The 20,761-nt window shown below is 62.5% G+C and carries 17 protein-coding genes; 12 read left to right on the forward strand and 5 right to left on the reverse strand.

The genetic code is table 11. The features are described 5' to 3' along the window. Positions 1–63 precede the first annotated feature (63 nt). The 3 genes from BJI47_RS04000 (at position 64) to BJI47_RS04010 (ending at position 2,586) form a co-directional block, all read left to right on the forward strand. Positions 64–525 (forward strand): hypothetical protein, encoded by a 462-nt coding sequence (locus BJI47_RS04000; protein ID WP_176224659.1) that lies wholly within the window; start codon positions 64–66, stop codon positions 523–525. Next, positions 498–1,535, forward strand: a complete 1,038-nt coding sequence (locus tag BJI47_RS04005; protein WP_217808503.1) for a DDE-type integrase/transposase/recombinase — start codon at positions 498–500, stop codon at positions 1,533–1,535. The genes BJI47_RS04000 and BJI47_RS04005 overlap by 28 nt, the downstream gene beginning before the upstream one ends. Before the next feature lie 112 nt (positions 1,536–1,647). Then, entirely contained in the window at positions 1,648–2,586 is a 939-nt protein-coding gene (locus BJI47_RS04010) for a hypothetical protein (protein ID WP_088942520.1), read from the forward strand. 97 nt (positions 2,587–2,683) lie between these two features. Here the strand turns inward: BJI47_RS04010 and BJI47_RS04015 are convergent, their stop codons facing one another. Beyond that, positions 2,684–4,594, reverse strand: coding sequence for a prolyl oligopeptidase family serine peptidase (locus BJI47_RS04015; RefSeq protein WP_088942521.1), 1,911 nt, complete (start codon positions 4,592–4,594; stop codon positions 2,684–2,686). 64 nt (positions 4,595–4,658) lie between these two features. Then, entirely contained in the window at positions 4,659–5,366 is a 708-nt protein-coding gene (locus BJI47_RS04020; RefSeq protein WP_088942522.1) for an SOS response-associated peptidase, read from the reverse strand. Positions 5,367–5,455: 89 nt separating this feature from the next. On the opposite strand from BJI47_RS04020, the gene BJI47_RS04025 reads away from it, so the two are divergent. Both BJI47_RS04025 and BJI47_RS04030 read left to right on the forward strand, forming a co-directional pair. Next, positions 5,456–6,709: a pyridoxal phosphate-dependent aminotransferase gene (locus BJI47_RS04025; protein WP_088942523.1), complete on the forward strand. Its 1,254-nt coding sequence runs from the start codon at positions 5,456–5,458 to the stop codon at positions 6,707–6,709. Positions 6,710–7,013: 304 nt separating this feature from the next. Continuing rightward, complete coding sequence (locus tag BJI47_RS04030) at positions 7,014–8,291, forward strand: YibE/F family protein (RefSeq protein ID WP_088942524.1); 1,278 nt, start codon at positions 7,014–7,016, stop codon at positions 8,289–8,291. Positions 8,292–8,304: 13 nt separating this feature from the next. On the opposite strand, the gene ald is transcribed toward BJI47_RS04030, so the two are convergent. Continuing rightward, positions 8,305–9,387, reverse strand: coding sequence for an alanine dehydrogenase (gene ald, locus BJI47_RS04035; protein ID WP_088942525.1), 1,083 nt, complete (start codon positions 9,385–9,387; stop codon positions 8,305–8,307). Between the two features lie 99 nt (positions 9,388–9,486). Here ald and BJI47_RS04040 point away from each other — a divergent pair, with 99 nt between their 5' ends. Then, positions 9,487–10,023, forward strand: coding sequence for an Lrp/AsnC family transcriptional regulator (locus BJI47_RS04040; protein WP_088942526.1), 537 nt, complete (start codon positions 9,487–9,489; stop codon positions 10,021–10,023). An 8-nt stretch (positions 10,024–10,031) separates the two neighbouring features. Here BJI47_RS04040 and BJI47_RS04045 read toward each other — a convergent pair whose 3' ends face one another. Both BJI47_RS04045 and BJI47_RS04050 read right to left on the reverse strand, forming a co-directional pair. After that, entirely contained in the window at positions 10,032–11,684 is a 1,653-nt protein-coding gene (locus BJI47_RS04045) for an Hsp70 family protein (RefSeq protein ID WP_088942527.1), read from the reverse strand. 107 nt (positions 11,685–11,791) lie between these two features. Further along, the gene (locus tag BJI47_RS04050; protein ID WP_139804845.1) at positions 11,792–13,321 is read right to left on the reverse strand and encodes a hypothetical protein; all 1,530 of its coding nucleotides are present in this window, start codon (positions 13,319–13,321) and stop codon (positions 11,792–11,794) included. A gap of 323 nt (positions 13,322–13,644) precedes the next feature. Here BJI47_RS04050 and BJI47_RS04055 point away from each other — a divergent pair, with 323 nt between their 5' ends. The 6 genes from BJI47_RS04055 to BJI47_RS04080 are packed head-to-tail and all read left to right on the forward strand — an operon-like array spanning position 13,645 to position 20,760. Next, positions 13,645–13,902, forward strand: a complete 258-nt coding sequence (locus tag BJI47_RS04055; protein ID WP_088942529.1) for an acyl carrier protein — start codon at positions 13,645–13,647, stop codon at positions 13,900–13,902. Positions 13,903–13,907: 5 nt separating this feature from the next. Next, entirely contained in the window at positions 13,908–15,065 is a 1,158-nt protein-coding gene (locus BJI47_RS04060; RefSeq protein WP_088942530.1) for an acyl-CoA dehydrogenase family protein, read from the forward strand. After that, positions 15,066–16,007: an amino acid--[acyl-carrier-protein] ligase gene (locus tag BJI47_RS04065; protein WP_088942531.1), complete on the forward strand. Its 942-nt coding sequence runs from the start codon at positions 15,066–15,068 to the stop codon at positions 16,005–16,007. It begins immediately after the preceding gene. 33 nt (positions 16,008–16,040) lie between these two features. Next, positions 16,041–17,837, forward strand: a complete 1,797-nt coding sequence (locus BJI47_RS04070) for a hypothetical protein (protein WP_254900366.1) — start codon at positions 16,041–16,043, stop codon at positions 17,835–17,837. Next, entirely contained in the window at positions 17,834–19,492 is a 1,659-nt protein-coding gene (locus tag BJI47_RS04075; protein ID WP_088942571.1) for a lipopolysaccharide biosynthesis protein, read from the forward strand. The genes BJI47_RS04070 and BJI47_RS04075 overlap by 4 nt, the downstream gene beginning before the upstream one ends. Then, the gene (locus BJI47_RS04080; RefSeq protein ID WP_088942532.1) at positions 19,489–20,760 is read left to right on the forward strand and encodes a hypothetical protein; all 1,272 of its coding nucleotides are present in this window, start codon (positions 19,489–19,491) and stop codon (positions 20,758–20,760) included. The genes BJI47_RS04075 and BJI47_RS04080 overlap by 4 nt, the downstream gene beginning before the upstream one ends. Position 20,761: the final 1 nt, after the last annotated feature.

The raw sequence follows: 20,761 nt of genomic DNA on the forward strand, positions 1-20,761 counted from the left end.
CGTTCTTTGCCAGGATGATCGTGAGACACATCCTGGCAAAGTAGGCGGGGAATCGAGTTGCTTGTGATCGACATCGAGATCGGACGCACCCGCACGGGCGGGCGCACGTTTCCGGTTGCGTTTCGGATCGCGTTCGTCGAAGAGTGGGATCTGTGTACCGACCACGGATCGAAGGTTCGACTGATGCGTGAGCACAACCTCACCAGAGCGACCGTGCGGAACTGGCTTCGGAGCCGAGACGAGGGAGAATACGAAGCACAGATGGCTCCGGCCGCAGAAAAGAGGTCACTACGCCGCATGGAGAACTTCGACCGCGCCGAATTCAACAGACTCCGTAAAGAGAACCGCGAACTCAAACACAAACTCGCCCAGAGCGAGGCGGTGCAAGAGATCCTGGGAAAAGCGTACGAGCTCTTGGAAGGAATCACCACGAGCTCACCGAACGAGGACCCGACCGAGATTCCGGTAACACTGCTGAGCGCGAACGAATACGCACGGTGGCTCGAGCGCAACAAACTGTCCTGATCGCCCTCGTCGGCGCGCTCGTGGGAGCTGACGTCGGTGTCCGTGACGGATGCGAATTGGTCGGTATCGCACGCGCCACCTATTACCGAATAACACGCAACTACTCCCACTACCGCCCTGTCGTCGATCCGACACCGCACAAGGATCGACACCAACCAGCAGCACTGACCGCATCCGAACGGACTGCGATCGTGTCAGTCCTCGAAGCTGACGACTACGCCGATCTGTCTGTCGTTCAAACATATTGGCGTGCATTCGATGCCGAGAAAATTGACTGCAGCGAGCGTACGTTCTACCGGATAGCCGCCCAACAGGGGTTGGTCGGTGATCGTCGACGCAGCAAGCTCGGCGGTCTCGTCCAACATCGCAGCAAGCCGATCGTGCACGCCGGCGACGTCGGTGAACTGTGGTCCTGGGATGTCACCGAACTGCGGGGGCCACGGACCCAGGATCGATACAGGTTGTATCTGGTCATAGATGTGTTCTCCCGCTATCCGGTGGGTTGGCGTGTCGAATACTCGGAAGACTCTGCCCTGGCGGTAGCGATGTTCGCCCGCGCTATCGAACGATTCGGGGCACCTAACGGAGTGCACGCAGACAATGGTGCAGTCATGCGTTCGGATGCTCTGGTGAGATCTCTCGTCGCCGAGAACGTCGTCCCGACGTATTCACGACCGAGGGTCAGCGATGACAATCCGTTTTCGGAGTCATTGTTCAAGACCATCAAATACGACCTCAACTGCCCACCGCACTTCGATGACATCGAGCACGCCCGCACATGGACAACAGAGTTTCTTCATCGCTACGCCACTGAACACCGCCACAGTGGACTCGGACGGCACACACCACATCAGGTGCACACCGGCATCGCTGCTGACACTCAGCAACGACGCCAGCGTGCACTCGACCGGGCTTACGCCAACCACCCCGAACGCTATCGCGCAGCACCCTGTGCCCCTGACCTTCCCGGACCCACCGGGATCAACACCAACCTGTCTCGGACAGGTTGACAACTTCCGAGAGAAAGGGGGTTTGCTTGTGAAAAGGGGTGCGCGCTCGCGTTATCCACAGGTCCATACACAGGCCATTGCCCTGAACTGCATCGCTGACGACTATGAGCACGTGACCCAAATCGTTCGCCGGAAAGACGCCCTCACCCGCGGAATTACCGACTCCGAACTACAGCGTTATTGCCGAACCGAATCGTGGAAACGTTTGCGCCCAGGGGCGTTCGTGAGCCGGGACGAGTTCGACGCGCTCGGTGCCGTCGACAAGCACCGCGTGATCGCCGAGGCAGTACTGGGCGCTGCTCGCACCCCCGATGCCGTGCTCAGTCACGTTTCGGCGGCCGTCGTCCATGGCCTGTCGGTGTGGGGCCTGCCTTTGAGGAAAGTGCACGTCACACGCAATCGCAGAAGTGGAGCGCGCACGAGTTCGGTTCGCGTCCTGCACTGTTCGCCTTACCACCCGCACGAGATAGTGGATGTCGACGGTATTCGCGTGACGAGTATCGGACGAACCATTGCCGATATCGCGCGCTCCGAAAAGTTCGAGGCTGCGGTGTGCGCGGCCGACGAAGCTGCTCGCTTACACCGTCTGACCTCGTCCGAGGTGGTGAACGCACTGGATCTGCGCCCGACGCATTCCGGGAACGCCGCCGGGTTGAGGGTTGCCAACTTCATGAACGGTCGCGCGGAAAGTGTCGGGGAATCTCGAACTCGAGTGGCAGTGGCCGAACTCGGCTACCTTCCCGAGCTGCAGACTTCGATTGTGGTGCGGGGTAAATCGATCGCGCGTGTCGACTTCTATCTCCGAGCTATCACGACGGCGTGTGAGTTCGACGGCAAGATCAAATACGGACGACTGGTCCCCGAAGACTCGACCGCACACGAGGTGGTGTGGCGCGAAAAGCTTCGAGAGGATGCGATACGCGACGCCGGTTTTCAAATGGTTCGCCTGACGTGGGCGGACTTGACTGCGCCGGGCGAGATTCGTCGACGAATCGAAGCCGCAGCGCTACGAGCGGCCAAGTCGCCGCCGCCGACCGCGATAGCCCGCTGAGCGTGCACCCTTTTTCCAAAGCACACCCCCACGCTCGGACGTGAACAACCGTCCCCGGTTACCAAAAAGGGTGCGCGCTCCGAAACTCGAACGACGCTCAGGGCCTCCACAATTCGAGCTGAGGGATCCCGGGCGGGGTGAAGCCGAGCACTTGACCGTAGAAGGACAGTTCGGATTCCCGCGCGTGAACTTGCGTCTCCAATTTGCGGAAGCCGTGCGATTCACCCTCGTACGCCAGATATGCGTGCGGAATACCTTTGCGTACGAGTGCATCCCGGAATCGTTCGGCCTGTGACGGCGGCACGATCGGGTCGGAGAGCCCTTGCAGCAACAGCACTGGGCAGGACAATCCGTCGACGTTGTTGATCGGTGCGCGGCTTCGGTACAGGTCGATCGCGTCGGGGAGCGGTCCGATCAGGCTGTCGATGTATCGTGATTCGAAGTCATGAGTCTCGGCGACGAACATTTCCAGTTCGGCAACTCCGTAGTACGAAGCACCGCAGGCGAATACATCCGAGGATGTGAGCGCCGCCAGGACGGTCCAGCCGCCTGCCGACCCGCCTTCGATCGCGAGCCTGGCTGGATCTGCGAGACCGGCATCGGCAAGCCCTTGCACTGCCGCGATCGTGTCCTCGACGTCGACGACACCCCATTGCCCGCGGAGACGGTTGCGGTATTCCCGCCCGTATCCGCTCGATCCGCCGTAGTTGACGTCGATCACTCCGATTCCGCGGCTGGTGAAGTACGCGAACACCGGGTTGAGCGCAGGCGCTACGTGGGCCGTCGGACCTCCGTGCACAAAAGCCACGTAGGGCGGCAGCTCTCCTTCGAGTCCTCGGTAGTCGGGATTGCGCGGCGCATAGGCGATCGCATGGACTTCGCGCTGTGGGCCCTGGAAGGTCATCAGCTCGCCCTGAGGGAGGTAGTCGGCGTCGGGAATCGTCTCTCTTCCCGAGCGGATTTCTGCCAGTGAGCGGGTGCCGAGATCCAACTGTCTCAGCCCGCTGGCACTGTGTGTACCGCCCGCGCGCAACAGCACGGACGATCCGCGGCGGCCACCGAGGGAGATGGAGATGAGTCCGCCGAGGTCGATGTCGTCGAGCGATCCGGTGACGGGATCGAGGATGCCGAGCGTATCGGTTCCGAAAGTCCTGACCGTCAGGAGCTTTCCGTCGTCGAGCACCGAGTACGACTGCGCACCGAGCTGCCACAGCGGAGCGCCGAAGTCCGCATCCGCTGCATGCAACGCCACTACCTCTGCGTCCAGGGATGTCCGGTACAGGTTCCACCATCCGGATCGGTCGCTGATGACGTACAGCGACTCGTCGTCGATCCACTCCGGTTGCAGCACGGATTCCTCGGTGCCGCCGAGGATGGTTCGAGACACCCCGGTGGCGAGATCGACTATTCGGAGTTCGGTTCCATCCCAGGGCATCTGCGGGTGGTTCCAGGCGACGAACGCCAGCGTGTTCCCATTCGGCGAGAGCCGCGGGTACGCCAGGAAGTCCGATCCCGAGGCCAGTGATCGAACGCCGGACCCGTCGAGGGCGATCGCACAGATGTCGCGGGAGACGTTCGCCCCGTCATGAGTTTCCCGTACCGCCAGCACTTCGTTGCCGACGATCGACAGTTCGGCGTATCGAACTGCTGCCGCCACGGCGGGTGCCGGGGTCAGCGGGACCGGTATCTCGCCGGGCTTGCCGATGTAAACGCGTTGATCGGTGAACTCCGAGAACACGATTCGACCGTCGTCGGTCGCGGTCCAGGCCCCACCCCCGTATTCGTGAACACGGGTGCGTGCGTTGAACGGTTTGGGCAGAAGCGAAGTAACAACACCGTTCTCGACGCGGCAAACTGTGGTGCGCCCATCCTCGGTCGGGCGCATCTCCGACCACCACACCTCATCGCCGACGAACCGACCTCCCTCGACGGGGTGTCCGCTGGCGGAAAGATCGACGGCGGAAATCGGGGATGGCCAGGAACCGAAGGGGAGCGCTGCAGGGGTCACACCGACCAGGGTAGGTGAGTACCTCCCCCGCGCCGTGCGCACCTTCGCGCCAGCAACGACGGAACTAGCCGGCCGGTTGAAGCAGATCAGGGTTGTCGTTCTTGACGCTGTTGACCGCGGAGCTGACCTCGTAAGGCACCAAGCTGGGCTCGGGGATAGCGGCCAGCATCTCCTGGACCGAACCCAGATCGGTCATCGCCGGGTCCAGCCAAGCGGACCGAAGGGACTTCGGCACGATCACTGGAGAGCGATCGTGAATGTGACCGAGCGCGTCCGCGGCGGGAGCCGTCAACACCGTGACCGACCAGACCCATCGATCCGGGTCCTCCTCGGACTTCGTCGGGTCACGCCACAGCTCGTACAAGCCGGCCATCTCCAGAACCCCGCTGGAGTGCAGAAAATAGGGCACTTTTCTGCCGTCGCGCTTCTCCCATTCGTAGTAGCCATCGGCCGGGACGATGCACCGCCTACGGGCTGCTGCCTTCTTGAATGCCGGTTTCTCGGTGATCGTCTCGGATCTCGCGTTGATGAGCCTGCTTCCGATCTTGATGTCCTTGGACCACGACGGGATCAGACCCCAGCGAACCGAACGCAACTGCCGCACGGCGTCGGCTTCGGGTTCGGCTTTGGGTGCGCGCTCGAGAATGGTTCGTACGGTCTGCGTGGGCGCGACGTTGTACGCCGGGGGCAGCTCTTCGCCGATGGTCTCGGCAATGTCGAAGACTGCCCGCAGGTCATGATCGCTCTGGGTACTGGCATACCGTCCGCACATAAAGAAAATTGTCGCATCCCGCACCGACAAGAAAGGCCTGGTCCACTATGCCTGGATGTGCTGGGCACCGACCTGGCAAGATTAGGGGGGTGAACCATCCGCAGACGAATCATCAGACGCGTCAACCTCGCACGTTGCAGCAGTCGACCAAGCTGCAGAACGTGCTGTACGAGATCCGCGGCCCGGTACACGCCCACGCGGCGCGACTGGAAGCCGAAGGCCATCGAATTCTCAAGCTCAACATCGGCAACCCTGCGCCGTTCGGTTTCGAGGCGCCCGACGTCATAGTCCGTGACATGATTGCCGCGTTGCCGTATGCGCAGGGCTACTCGGAGTCGAAGGGCATTCTGTCCGCCCGGCGTGCGATCGTCACGCGCTACGAGCTCGAACCTGGCTTCCCCGAACTCGACGTCGACGACATCTACCTGGGTAACGGCGTGTCCGAGCTCATCACGATGACGATGCAGGCACTGCTCGACGACGGTGACGAGGTCCTGATCCCGGCGCCCGATTACCCACTGTGGACGGCGATGACGACGCTCGCGGGCGGCAAAGCCGTGCACTACATATGCGACGAGGAAAACGAGTGGAACCCCGACCTCGCGGACATCGAGTCGAAGATCACCCCCAAGACGGTGGCTCTCTTGGTGATCAACCCGAACAACCCGACCGGTGCGGTGTATTCGAAGGAGATCCTGCAAGGCATCGTCGAGCTGGCTCGTAAGCATCAGCTCCTCTTGTTGGCCGATGAAATCTACGACCGCATCCTCTACGACGACGCCGAACACACGTCGTTGGCAAGCCTTGCTCCCGACCTTCTGTGCTTGACGTACAACGGACTGTCCAAGGCATACCGGGTGGCTGGATACCGTGCAGGCTGGCTCGCGATCACCGGGCCCAAGGCTCATGCTGCCGGATTCCTCGAAGGTATCGATCTGTTGGCGTCGACCAGGCTGTGTCCCAATGTGCCCGCACAACATGCGATTCAGGTGGCGCTGGGCGGACATCAGAGCATCGGCGATCTCATCCTTCCCGGCGGCCGACTGCTCGAGCAGCGTGACGTCGCATGGAAGAAGTTGAATGAGATCCACGGCGTCTCGTGCGTTAAACCGCGCGGTGCACTGTATGCGTTTCCGCGCCTCGACCCGGAAGTGCACGAGATTTACGACGACGAGAAGCTTGTCCAGGATTTGCTGTTGCAGGAGAAAATTCTGGTGGTGCAGGGCACCGGTTTCAACTGGCCCGGAAACGACCATGTGCGCATCGTCACGCTTCCATGGGCGCGTGATCTGTCGGAGGCGATAGAGCGGTTCGGCAACTTTCTTGCTTCGTACAAGCAATAGGCTGGTCAGCGCGCTATTTTCGGGCGGAAGTCCCAAAGTTGTCTGTAAAGTAGGGAAATTAATTGAAAAGTGACATACAAAACAGTTCTATGCTCCTGCCAAGTCGGCTATAGATCTGTACATTGGCGTACGGCACTTCGCGTGCCCGAGCACTGGTCGTGCCCACCCCCCCCGGGGCGATCAGGAAGGTGGCGGGGGACGCCCCCCCTGCTCCCCGCCACCGAGCTCCATAAACGGGCAGGTCGCGGCTTCTCGATCCGACGAGGCTGCACAACCACTCGCCATTCCCCGATACTGTGTCACCGTGGATTCACACGGTCATGGTCACGGACACAGCAACACACCGGCACCACTCGGCCCCATCGCCGCACGAATAGTGGTGGGGCTTCTGGTCGTGATCGGAGCATGCGTCGTCGGCGGCGCAATTGCACTGTGGCCGAGCCAGCAGCACACCGACATTCCGCTTCCGTTCAACACCTCCAGTGGCCGCGCGGTCGAAAGCGAAGCAGGAACTGTGGTGTCGCAAGACATCGGCCCCTGCGGCAGCGCGTCTTCCGGCCGCGTGTTCACCGGTAACCCGACGCCACCTGCGAGCGCAGGATACGACTGTCAACGCAGCATCGTCTCGATCGACTCGGGACCGAACGCGGGTACGCGCACCCTGATCGAAATCGTTCCTGGCCCCGGCCAGCCGGACCTCCGCACCGGTGAGAGCATTCGACTGGTCCGGCAGACCGATCCCACCGGAACCACCCAGTATTCGTTCAACGACTACGCCCGCGGACTGCCGCTCGCAGTCATCGTCGGCGTGTTCGCCGTCGTCATCTGCATCGTCGCGAGATGGCGCGGATTTCGTGCGCTGCTGGGATTGATCGTGGCGTTCGGCGTGCTCGTCGGGTTCATGCTCCCCGCGCTTCTCGACGGCGCACCTGCGATTCCCGTCGCCTTGGTCTCCGGTGCTGTCATTCTGTATTGCGTCCTCTACCTTGCACACGGTGTCAACCTGCGAACGAGTTCTGCCCTCCTCGGAACTCTCCTGTCGATGGTGTTGGCTGCGGTGTTGTCCTATGTTGCGATTCGAATGACCCACCTGACAGGGCTCTCGGAAGAACAGAACACCGACGTTCAGGCCTACATCCAACAAGTCAGCATCAGCGGACTACTCCTTGCTGGGTTCATCATCGGATCGCTCGGCGTCCTCAACGACGTGACGATCACCCAGGCTTCCAGCGCTTTCGAGATCGCCTCGGCGGATGCAACGACGACGCGACGGCAGATCTTCTCCTCCGCGATGCGCGTGGGGCGCGACCATATCGCCAGCACCGTCTACACCCTGGTGCTGGCGTATGCCGGTGGGGCGCTTCCGCTTCTGCTGCTGTTCAGCGTCACTGGCCGCTCCATCCAGGATGTCTTGACCGGTGATGCCGTGGCCATCGAGATCGTTCGCTCCTCGGTCGGCGGTATCGCGCTAGCGCTGTCCGTTCCGCTGACCACAGCCATCGCCGCCATGCTCGCCCGGCCGGGAGGACCGCCGGAGCCGTCGGAGACGCCTGCAAAGAAGGCTGGCAGACACTCTCGCTAGGACAGTCGGAAAGTCACGCGAAGGCTGCCGCGACGCTCTCCGACAACAGATCACCGTGGTGCGTGCTGAGCCCGTTACGCAAGCCTGCGTCTGCCTCGCATGCCTCTTCCCAGCCCTTGTCGGCGAGCGCGCAGATGTAGGGCAGCGTCGCGTTGGTCAACGCGTACGTCGACGTCCGTGGAACAGCGCCCGGCATGTTCGCGACGCAGTAGAACACCGATTCGTGTACCCCGTAGGTCGGGTCGGCGTGCGTGGTGGGAACCGAATTCTCGAAACAGCCACCCTGGTCGATGGCGATGTCGACGAGCACCGAACCATGCTTCATGCGCTGAACCAGACTGTCGGAGACCAACATCGGCGCTCTCGCCCCGGGTACCAGTACCGCCCCGATCACCATGTCGGCTGCAAGAACCGCCTGTTCGAGCTCGAAGGCGCTGGACGCGACCGTCTTGACGCTGCCGTGATACAGATCGTCGATGCCGCGTAGCGCCTTGACGTCGAGATCCAGCACCGTGACGTCGGCATGCATGCCGTGGGCGATGGCGACGGCGTTCTTCCCCGACACGCCTGCGCCAATGACGACGACGTTCGCCGGACGCACTCCGGGGACTCCCCCCATGAGAACGCCGCGGCCTCCACCGCTGGCCATCAGGTGGTAGGCACCTGCTTGCGGTGCAAGCCTTCCCGCAACCTCGCTCATCGGTGCCAGCAGTGGGAGTGATCCGTTCGGGGCAGTGACTGTCTCGTAGGCAATTGCGGTGGTGCCCGATGCGAGCAGTGCGTCGGTGCCGGGCTTCGATGCAGCCAAATGGAGAAAGGTGAACAGGACTTGATCACGCCGGAGCAGTGCGTACTCTTCGGCGATCGGCTCCTTGACTTTGAGCAGCAGGTCGGCAGCGTCCCATACCTTGGCAGCCTCGGTGACTATCTGCGCGCCTGCTGCTTTGAAGTCGGTGTCGCAGAAGGACGAACCGACGCCTGCTTCGGATTCGACGATGACTTCGTGGCCGTGCGAGACCAATTCGTGTACGCCCGCCGGGGTGATGGCCACCCGGTATTCATTGTTCTTGATCTCGCGAGGAATTCCGATCTTCATGGTGGCCTCCTGAATAATGATTCGACGGATTGCCACAATTGTGAATTACAAAGAGAAAAGGGACCAACAGATGTGAACATAATTCTGTAGATTGGGCCTATGGGTTCGGATAATTCAGCTCGTGTTGGGCATGGAGGGCGCAAGCCGAACGATGTTCGGCACACCGCTGATGCTCGCAGGACGCCGCTCGACGACATCGACCACATCCTCATCGACGTACTTCGGCACAACGCCCGCACGCCCAACAATGCACTTGCTGCGGCAGCGGGCATCGCCCCATCGACCGCGCTGGGACGGGTACGTTCCCTCGTCGAGCGCGGAGTCATTCGCGGATTCCATGCCGAGATCGATCCCGAAGCCCTCGGGCAGGGCATCCAGGCCATGATCTCGGTCCGACTACAGGCAGATGCCCGGCGAAGGATCAACGAGTTCGGCGAGCAGATAGCGGCGCTCGAGGAGACGTTGAACATTTACTTCATCGCGGGTGCGGAGGACTTTCTGATCCACGTATCGACGGTGGACACCGCTGCACTACGCAACTTCGTCGTAGACAACCTCAGCGCCCATCCCGCGGTTGCCGCCACCGAGACGATCCTGATTTTCGAGCACATTCGCCCGCGGAATCCGGTCGCCTGAAACTTGGATCAGGGAACGGGCGGGAAGAGCGGCGGCAAGGTAGGCAGCTTGAAGTCCGGCAAGCCTGGGATCAGGGGCGGCGGAGGCGGAGGCGGAGGTGCGACCTCCGGCTCGGAAGATTGCTCCGTCGTCTGTTCCTCGGTCACTTGCTGGCGCGTCGGTTCGACAACCTCGGTTTCGGGTTCGACGACCGGAGCTTCCGGGACGGTGCCCGCGGGCGGCGGGGGAGGCGGAGCCGGAATCACCGGAGGTGCTGCCGGAGGCGACGGCGTCCCTGCCACGCTCGATGTGGCCGGCGGCTGCGTCACCGCGGTTTCGACGACAGCGGTCGTGTTCGGACGCGTCACGACGAATCCAGATACTGCGATCACCGCTGCAGCAGCAACTCCGAATACGGACCACGCCCGAATGCGACGTCGTCTGACCACGTCTTCGTCTTCACCGTCGTCCTCTTCGTAGTCCGCGTCCAGCCAGTAGACCTTTTCGAGCGCAAAATGTTTCGGTTCGGGCGCAGCCGATGCAGCTTCACTCGCGGCCGGCGCAGGAGCAACAGCAGGTGCGGCAACCGTAGGAGCTACAGGCGGGGATTTCGTCGGGTAGAACGGCCGCGCACCCGTGTCTGCAGCAGGTAGATTATTTCGTCCGTTCGCTGCGGCCGGAGTCGTTTCGACGGGCCTGGGCGCAGCGAAACCGGTGGCGGGCATACGTACCGGTTCCGGCCGGACCGGCGCTGCAGGAGCGGGGCGCGCCGGCATCGTCCGGGGCTGCACACTCTGCGGGTACTCCGTCGGCCGCGCCGAGAGGGCTGCGCCTCGGGCCGAGACGGTTTCCGGCTCGTTCGGGGTGATCGCCGGCAAATGCAGAGACGGACCGACGCGTTCACGGACGAGCGGGATCCGCGACCCGCCACCGATGAGAACGACCGCGTCGATAGGAACGTTTGCATCGATGAGAACACTGCGCGCGAACTCGATGGCCTGATCGACGTGGTCGGCGATCAATGCCTCGAAGTTTTCCCGCGAGAGCAGGATCATTCCGCTTTCGTCGGGCAGGCAGACCGCGTCATTGCTCGACAGGCGTTCCTTGGCGACACGACACCGGCGCTCGAACAGGTCCATGTCGGCGGCATCGCTCGGCTTGCCGAGGCGTGCGAGCTGATTGTCACGGAGGAATTCGTCGATGAGATCTCCGCTGAACTCACTGGAGCGCTGCGTGACGACGACTCGACGGGCCGCCAGGTTCAAGACGCTGACGTTCAGACCCGAACTTCCCAGGTCGAACAATGCGACGGTCGAGAAACCCGCTGCTTCACCACTGACGACGAGGTATTCGAGTACAGCCTCGACCTCGGGGACGAGGCGGTAGTTCTGCAGGTGCTGATTTTCCAGGGCGCGGTGCAGGGTGTCTGCCTGATGCGCGTCCCGGTACGCGACGCCGGTCGTCATGGACGGCTCGGACTCGGCGGCCAGCGCGCTGATCGACTCGGCGGCCAGGTACTCGACGTGATCGTCGATCGTGTCGATGACTTGATTGTGGAAGAACAACTGCTGAGGGGCTTCGAGCAAACGGGTCGAAGAGAGGCGAGCAGTGGCCGTCTCGTTGCGTGGCTGAGCCATACGCACGGCGTGGGCACCCATGGACACCCCCAACAACACAGTCATCTCTCTTGCCTCGCTTCGCGGTAGACGGTCGGACTCCGATACTCGCCCCATCGGGTCACGCTACCGGGTGAGTGGCCGAAGTGCGGCGCGGCCCCGTCAGCGCTGGGTCAGTTCGCAAGCGAGTCGTCTTCGACCGCAGAACCGTCGTCGTAGTAGAAACCGTCCTCGGTGTATTCGACGTTGCCGGTATCCGGATCGCCACCTGGTTCGACGGGATCAAAGGTGTCCACCGGCTCGGGCACAGGCTCCGGCTCGGGCGTCGGGATCGGTCTCGGTAGCGCGGGCACACTCTCGGCGACCGAGGAATTTTCAGCGGGGGTCGAGCCGGGATCGATTCCGATCCCGGGAGGAGGGGCTGTATTGCCTCGCAACGCGACGATCGCCCAGACCAGCAGAACCGCCGTGACTACGGCCCCGAACCGGAAGGCGTCTTTTGGCGACCACTGCATACGACGGGAGCTTCGCGACGCGGGGACCGATGCCGGTGGGGGCTCGATCGGCACCGACCGGTTCGGAGCCGACCAGCTTGGGGCCGGCCGGTTCAGGGCTGCAACAGAGGCCGTCTTCTCAGGTGCCCTCCACTCAGTATGCGTGCCCACCGGCGCCGCCACTACCGGGGACGCCACCGGTACCGTCTGCATCGGCGCTGTCTCCAACGCCGCCTGTGCCATGTCCGTATCTGCGGTCGTCGCCTCCTGCGTCGAGGATTCCGCCTCGACCGGCTCGGAAACCACGGCTGGTTCTGGAACTACAACCGGCTCGGAAACCACAGCCGGTTCTGGAACTACGGCGGGAGGCGTGCTCGAGTCATGCTCCGCCAGCAGCGTCGCAAGCGTCATCGTGGGTGCGATCGGTGCGGCCTCGAGCGCTGCGCCTTCCGCGATGACCGACATCGGGGAATCCGGAACGACGACGTCGGCGACCCACTTGTGTTCGACGAGTGACCGCACGATGGGCATATGCGAGCCACCGCCGATGAGCAACACAGCGTCCGGAGGCGACGGGTCCGCCCACGCGAGTGTTTGGAGGATCAGCGGGGCTGCGGCGTCGTCGAAGTCGTTGCGAGTGATCAGCACCGGCCCGTTGTTCGGCGCGCGGACGCCCGCAGCCGTGCTGAGCATCTCTTTGAGGTCACGGAAGAACACGCGGTATTCGCGTTCGCCTTCCGGCCCTTCGGCGGGGGGAAGGATCTCCTTGGCCATGACGATCGTCTCGACCATCCGGTCGAGGATGTCACCGGAAAGGATCGAGGTGCGTCGAGATTGGGTGACCTTGCCTGCTGCTACGTCCAACGTGAGCGCGGTCGTGCCGTTGGTTCCGAGGTCGAGCACCAGCAAGGCACGCGCAGTCGCGAGCCGTCCGATCGAGCGCGCATAGGCGAGCACCGCCGAACCCTCGTCGACCATTCGAATGGTGGAGGTTTCACTACTGTCGAGCGAGTCCAGTAGCGAGGCCACTACGTCCGAATCGCGTCCGGTGAGTACGACGTCGTCGAACGGTCCGCAGTCGGCAAGCTTGCCGTTCAGGAGCCAATGAGCTCCTTCGGCGTCTATCGAATCCTCGATGCGGCGCCCGTCTCTGAGGTACGAGATCCGGACGGCGCTCGGCTCCACAGCTACGCCGCAGACTCCACTCACCGGCACTGACGTTCCTTTGATTTAGCCCGACGACGCTCTCACTGTACTTCTATGGAACGCCTGAATTGATCGCTACAGCTGTGAGCCGGCATCTCGGAGCCGTGATGCTCCTCTCGATTGAGAGCCCGATTCTCAGGAATACGCTGGTAGGAAACTCATCCGTCAGCGATCAGTCGAATCGTGGCAGCGCTTCAAAACAATCTACTATATTGTTTGGGAAGGTCTGGGGAGACTGCTGGGTCGGAACACTCTGGTGTTGCAGACCCACGGTCAACACGAGGCCGCCCGGTCTCGGGAAGTTACGAGATTCAGTGGAGGTTCGTATGGAGACACTCGATATTGCCGATGTGGCCAGGATTCGAGAAGTTCTGGACAAATTCGGAAAGCTTCCACTTCCGGCTGCGGATATCGAAGACTCGGCCGATCTCTACGACAGCGGCCTCACCTCGCATGCCAGCGTCAACGTCATGATCGCTCTCGAGGACGAGTTCGACATCGAATTCCCCGACGCGATGCTGCAGAAGGCAACGTTCGCCAGTATCGAGTCCATCGCCACAGCCGTCGCACAGCTCACGGACTGAGGGCCATGACTACCGCTTACTGGGATGGCATCGATGTCTCGACCATGTCCGAGGTACTTACCACGGTGCGTGCGTTCGCAGACGAGGTCGATCGCGATGCACGATTCCCGACCGAGTCCATGGAGGCGATTCGCCAAGCCGGCCTCCTCGAGGCAGGAATTCCCGTGCACTTCGGTGGCGGCGGTCTTTCCCTTACCCAACTCGCTCATATCGCACGGTCACTAGGCGCAGAATGCGCCTCTTCGGCAATGATCTTCGTGATGCATCAGTCTCAGGTTCTGAGCATCGTCAGGCACGGCAAGTCCGACGCCATGGAATCGTTGCTGCGTCGGTTCGTGCTCGAACGTCCACTGGTGGCCTCGGCGACCACTGAGATCAACATCGGTGGCGACGTGCGAACCAGCGGGTGCGCGGTCGAATACGACGGCGATCGGATCATGTTGTCGAAAACCGCGCCGGTGATCTCTTATGGCGAATACGCACAGTTCGTCCTCGCGACGGCTCGCCGCTCGGTGGACAGTCCCCCGAGCGATCAGGTGTTGGTCGTCTGCGAGAAGCCGGACGTCGTGCTCGAACGCACCGGCGATTGGGACACCCTCGGGTTCCGTGGAACGTGCAGCCCCGGATTCCAACTCGAGGCAACCGCCACGACGTCGAACATTCTGGGTGACAGCTACGGCGATATCTCCGCGCAGACGATGCTGCCTGCCGCACACGTGCTCTGGAGTGCCGCGTGGCTTGGAATAGCGGATGCGGCAGTGACCAAGGCACGCAAGTCCGTTCGCAAGGCCGCCAGTCGCACGCCGGGAGTGACCCCTCCGAGCGCACTTCGGCTCGCCGAGCTGTATGTCGTGCACGAGCAGCTCGTAGACGCGGTATTCGGCGCGGCAGCAAAGTATGAGGCCATCGCGGACTCCCCCGGAGATCTCGGTGCCATCGGATTCGCGGTGCGGATCAACAACCTCAAGGTGACTGCGTCGTCACTCGTCATCGACATCGTCGGCAAAGCGCTGCAGATCTGCGGCATTTCCGGCTACCGACAGGACTCCGACATGAGCATCGGTCGTCACCTGCGGGACGCGCACGGCTCCGCCATCATGGTCAGCAACGAACGCATTCTCGGGCACAACTCCCAACTTGCGCTCGTCTACAAAGGTAACTGAATGACTACACACGCGAACCCCACCGAGATTTCCGAACTCGATTCTGCGCGAGCACGATTCCGCGAGGAACTCGTTGCCGCCGAGCTCCTCGTACCCAGCTCGGTGGAGGGTCTCTACGGCCGCTCGGGTGAGTTCGAGGACATCATCGACAGAATCGACCAGGTCGTCGACGCCGCGGGACGGTCCGAGCACGGATTCTCGGCTCCGCGATTCCGGTTCCCCCCGGTTTTTCCGCGGGAAGCATTCGAGCGCACCGACTACATCGCCTCGTTTCCCAACCTGACCGGTGCCATCAACACCTTCGACGGTGACAACAAGGCCCATGCCTCGTTGCTCGCGGACCGCGCCGAAGGCAAGGACTGGGATCACCACCTCGAATCCGCAGGCACCATGCTCGTGTCGGCCGCATGCCACCCGTCGTACTCGATGATGACGGGCGTACTTCCGGAAGAGGGCCGGTTGCTCGACATCTACGGCTACTGCTTCCGGCACGAGCCGGCCGTGGATCCTGCACGGATGCAAGCATTTCGGATGCACGAGTACGTTCGTGTCGGCACTCCGGACGAGGCCATCGCGCACCGCGAACGCTGGGTGGTGCGAGGTATGGAGGTGCTTGCCGATCTCGGCCTCGAAGCCGAAGCCGTCATCGCCAACGACCCGTTCTTCGGACGCGCAGGCCGCATGTTGGCCGCGAACCAGCGCAACGAGAATCTCAAGACCGAACTGGTCGTCAAGCTCTACGGAGACCTCGACGACGGCACTGCTGTGGTCTCGTGCAATTGCCACCGTGACCACTTCGGTCACACGTTCGGGATTTCCACGGTCGACGGCGAACCCGCACACAGCGCGTGCGTCGGCTTCGGCATGGAGCGCATCGCACTGGCGATGTTGCGCACCCACGGCCTCGACAGCCGAAAGTGGCCCGCTTCCATTTCCCGCTGAGCGAACGACAACTTACAACGAGGGGATCGTCCTGTGAGCACCCGAAGTACGGCAGAGCGAAACACCGACACCTCGCATGTCGACGTGCATCCGCATACTGCCGGCGGAAAGTACTCGACGTGGTTCGGCCCCGAATCGGAAAGCTTGTTCGGAACCGTGCATGTACCCGAAGGTGGGCGCGTACGTGGCGGTGTAATCCTCTGTCCGCCATTGGGTAAGGAGCAGGTCGACTCCTATCGAGGCTTGACACTGCTTGCTCAGAAGCTGTGTGATTCGGGTCTGCTCGTACTTCGGTTCGACTACTTCGGCACCGGAGATTCTGCCGGCGATCAGGATTCGGTGGACATCGTCTCGCGGTGGATCCGCAGCGTCGTCTCTGCCGCCCAGTTCGTACGCGCAAGCGGGGTCGACGCAGTGGCGCTCGTCGGATTGCGTGCGGGCGCGCTACTGAGTGCCGCGGCGTTCTCGGAGGTCGGTCCACTGACCGCAGTTGCCCTGTGGGACCCGGTCGTTCGCGGTCGGTCCTACCTGCGCGAGCAGCGTGCCCTGTATTCGGTCAGTGTCACGCAGGACTCCGATGAGGATGCTCGGGTGTCGATCATCGGTGCCGTTCTGCACCCGGATGTGGGCTCGGACCTCGCCGCTCTCGATATCTCCAAGCTCGAACCGCTCGGGTGCCCTGTTCTTGTCGCCACCCGCCCGGAACGCGCCGACGCCAAGCCCATCCGGACCTTGGTGGAGAAGCAGAACGCCGAAGAGCGCACGCTCTCCGATCACGAACTGTTCCTCGAACCTTCGGATTTCGAGGTGGTCATGCCCACTGCGGACATCACCCATCTGGCTCGTTGGCTCTCGGACCGTTTCATCGGTAGTGATGCGCCGGTCACCGTGCCACTGCGTGATCGTGCCGAATTCAGCAGCGGCGAGAATGCCGTGGTCGAGACGACACAATCCCTCGGGCCGAACGCACTGTTCGCTATCAGGACCACATCCCCGTCGTGCGCGACAGGCGGGCCGACCCTCGTGCTCTACCCGACCGCGAACGAACACCGAGTCGGACCTGTTCGACTGTGGGTCGAGATAGCCCGATACCTTGCCGCCCACGGTGTCTCGGTTCTTCGATTCGATCGCCGCGGCACCGGAGAAAGTGGGCCGGTCTCGGACAACGAGATCACCGAGCTCTACAGCGAAGAAGGAAACCAGGATGCACTGACGGCAGTGCAGCAAGCGGGAGCTGGACCGCGCAACGTCATGGTGTCCGGGATGTGCTCGGGTTCCTGGTACTCCAGCTTTGCCGCAGCCGAACTCGGCGTGAATTCCGTGGTCCTGTTGAACACCCTCGACTGGACCACCAAACGGCTCGAGTTCGTCAAACGTTCCTCGATGGTGCACGAGGACAAAGGCTTTGTCGCGTCCACATTGGATCGCCTGCACCATGTCGGCGTCCGGGTGAAGAACGGCCTGCAGCCTTCGATGCCGTATCGAGTGTGGTTGTGGCTCGGCTTACGCGGTCTCATCCAGGTTCCGGAGATTTCACTACGCATGTTGGAGTCGAAGAACGTGAAAACCACTGTCCTTCTGTCTCCGAAGGACACTGCATGGTTCGTGGACAACCGCGGCCCGGAGGGAATGCGTCGTCTGCGTAAGCAGTCCGACACCCGATCCGGTTCGACGACGGTCAAGTCCTTCGAGGTCGGCGATCACTCGCTGTACAGCCGCGATCTGCGGGAAACAGTTCGCCGAGAACTCGTCGACGCGGTGAACGAGGCCTTCGACATGGAGATCGGTTTACCTGCGCCCCCTGTACCTGTGCGGTGGCAGCCTCTGTGAAACACCGCGCACCGAAGATCGCACCACCGCGACACGACAATCTGGAGCGGCTCGAGTGGTATCCACTCGAACCTGTTCGTTGGGACATGGGCCTCATGTCTCACACGATGCCGATCCAGAAGGTCAGCCAGTCCCAGATCCCCTATCGACCCGACATACCGGGCGACCCGCGGATACCCGACACGGCTGCGACCGGCAAAAGTTCCGACCGCAACCTGGCACTGAACTCTCTGGCCTTGATGCTGTCCACCGTCATCACCGGTGGCCTCGGGTTGCTGTTCTGGGCTGCAGCCGGCCGGTTGTACCCGGTGGCCGAGGTCGGCAGCGCCTCCGCGGTGATCACCTCGGCCGTCATGCTCTCGACATTGTCCAACCTCAGTCTGGGCTCGATGTACGAGCGGTTTCTGCCCGATTCCGGCCGACTGGCACGGTCTTTCGTCGTGCGCGGCTACCTGACGATCACCGCGTTCGCGTTCGTCCTCGGGTGCGTGTTCCTCCTTCTCGCGCCGGTCGACAAGATGTTCACCAGCACCGCCGAAGTCGTCACGTTCCCACTGTTCGTTGCGGTACTCGCGGTGTTCGCGCTGCAAGATCAGACGTCGTCCGGGCTCGGAGTCGCACGCTGGGCAGCGGCGAAGAACGTCTTTCATGCCGTCGTGAAATTCGGTTTGCTTCTTGCTTTGTTCGCGACGGCTCGGAGCACGTCGATCATCGCCGCGTGGGCTATTCCCGCGGTCATCGCGTCCGTGGTCGTTCTTCGCCACATCCTGCGGGCGCTGCGAACCGAGCCGCGCTACAAGTTGGAGCCCAATCTTCCGCCGCGTCGAGAGCTGTGGTCGTACTTCGGATCCGCCTACGGCATCACCGCACTCGGTTCACTTGCTCCGCTGCTGATCCCGATGATCGTCGTAGCCACGTTGGGCACCGAGAGCAACGCGTATTTCTCGTTGACCTGGTCGATCGTCAGTGCCCTGTACATCCTGATCAGCGTTCTGGTCGGCCCGTTCGTCGCCGAGGTCGCAGCGCATCCGGATCAGTTCTCGCGATTGACCAAACGTTTCATGACGATGGTCGCAATCGTGGCGTTGGGTGGTTCGTTCTTCCTCGCTTTCATTGCACCGTTCGGGTTGGGAATCATCGGGGCGGAGTACCGCGAGAACGGCACGATCATCGTCCAGCTTGCTGCGTTCACCATCCCGCTCTCGGTCGTGGGATCCCTCTACGACGGTCTTGCGCGTGTCCAACGAAAGATGCGGTTGGCTGTCGTGGTGCAGGTGATCGCGACGTCGATCATCATCATCGGTTCGTTGAGCCTGTCGTCCTCTCTCGGCATCGCGGCTGTCGGCTGGGCATATCTGGCGGCCGAGGGATTCGGCGCACTCGTGTTGATCGTGCCGTTGATTCGATGGATCAGGCTGTTGTCACATCAGGACGGCCCGCCTCCACCGGAGGATCCGCTTCCTCCCGCCCCGTCCGGGCCACGCCCGTACCCGACGGGACTGGCCGAACGGCCGCAGCAGTTCGCGAACGGTGAGTACGCCCGCGAGTACAGCACCAGCGGTGCGCATCACATCGATTCCAGGCCTCGTATCTTCGACCCTGGCCGTATCCACGCTCCCTATCGTCGGCCGACACCGGAGGGTGGTGCGCAGTGAGCCGAAATGCGATCACCTACAAGGCAACTGCGATGGACATGTTGCGGTCGGATTCTCGGATCATCGGCGGACTCGGGCCCGCAGATTTCGGTGGCATCGAGCGTGTCCGAGCGCGGTTACACACGCTGGCCTTGGCTGGCCCTGCTGCACGACTGGGCTTGCGGGTCACGCCGTCGACGCAGCGGTGGGCCTACGAACCCGATGCAGTCTGCGTCGAGGTGGAATCCGCGCCACCGATCACGGCAGCGGGTATTGCCGATGCCCTGGTCGAACTCTCGACGACGGCATGCGCGGAAGTCCCGCTGCGAGGCCGTCTTGCCGGTGAGTACCTCCTTCTGGATCTGTCGCATGGATTGAGCGACGCGTTGCTGCCGGTGGAGCTTTACGCCTACCTGGCCGATCCTTCCGAAGATCCCCCTCTCCCTGCCTGGGCGACGGCACCGGTTGCGAAAAGCCCTCTGCCACGGGCGTTCAGCAGTTGGGCTGTTCGTAATCCATGCAGGGTCGGTGCTGTTCTGTACGGACGGCTACGTTCCTCACGCTCCGACTCGACGGCGACCGCCACGGAGACCACTGCGATGCCCAGACGCATCCCGTGGACTCGATCACCGGCGGTGGCAACGGCGACGTCACCCGCCGGTGCTCCGACGGCACTTCGCACCTGGCGCGACCGCAACGCCCCCGACCTGTCGGTGGCGTCGATGCTGTGCGGTTCCGTTGCGAATGCAATTGCTGCACAAGGAATTTCCGTCGCACAGTCGCTGACCTTCCTGTTCGATTGCAGGCGCTATCTCCCGACGAGCGATCTGGTGCTGGGGAACTTCGCAGTCGGAATCGACTTTCATGGGCTCGATCCCGCATCCCCACGTGCGGTCCACGGTGCCGTCGCCCACGCGATCGACAGTGGACGTCCGCTCGCTGCAGGGGCATTGAGCGCGCTGTCGTATCTGCGGACCCGAGCGGCGTTACCTGCCACCGCGGTCGATACCGCTCCGGTGAACGCCGACGCACGCTTGACGTTCTCCGACATCGGGCGGATACGGCAGTTGGACGGCATCGCGTGGACCACGGAACCTGAGAAGAGCCAGTTCTATCCGCTCAGCGAACCTGCGCTCCCCGACTCCATCGTGATCACGTCCATGCACGTCCGCGATACTTTCCAGGTGTCGGCGTCGTTCCACGGCAATGTCTTCGACGTCGAGACCGTCCAGTCCGCCTTGGACGTAGCATTGTCCGATCCCATCGCTATGCTCAGCGGCCAGGAGTGAC

It is taken from the genome of Rhodococcus sp. 1168 (genome assembly GCF_002091955.1).
Lineage (GTDB): Bacteria > Actinomycetota > Actinomycetes > Mycobacteriales > Mycobacteriaceae > Rhodococcoides.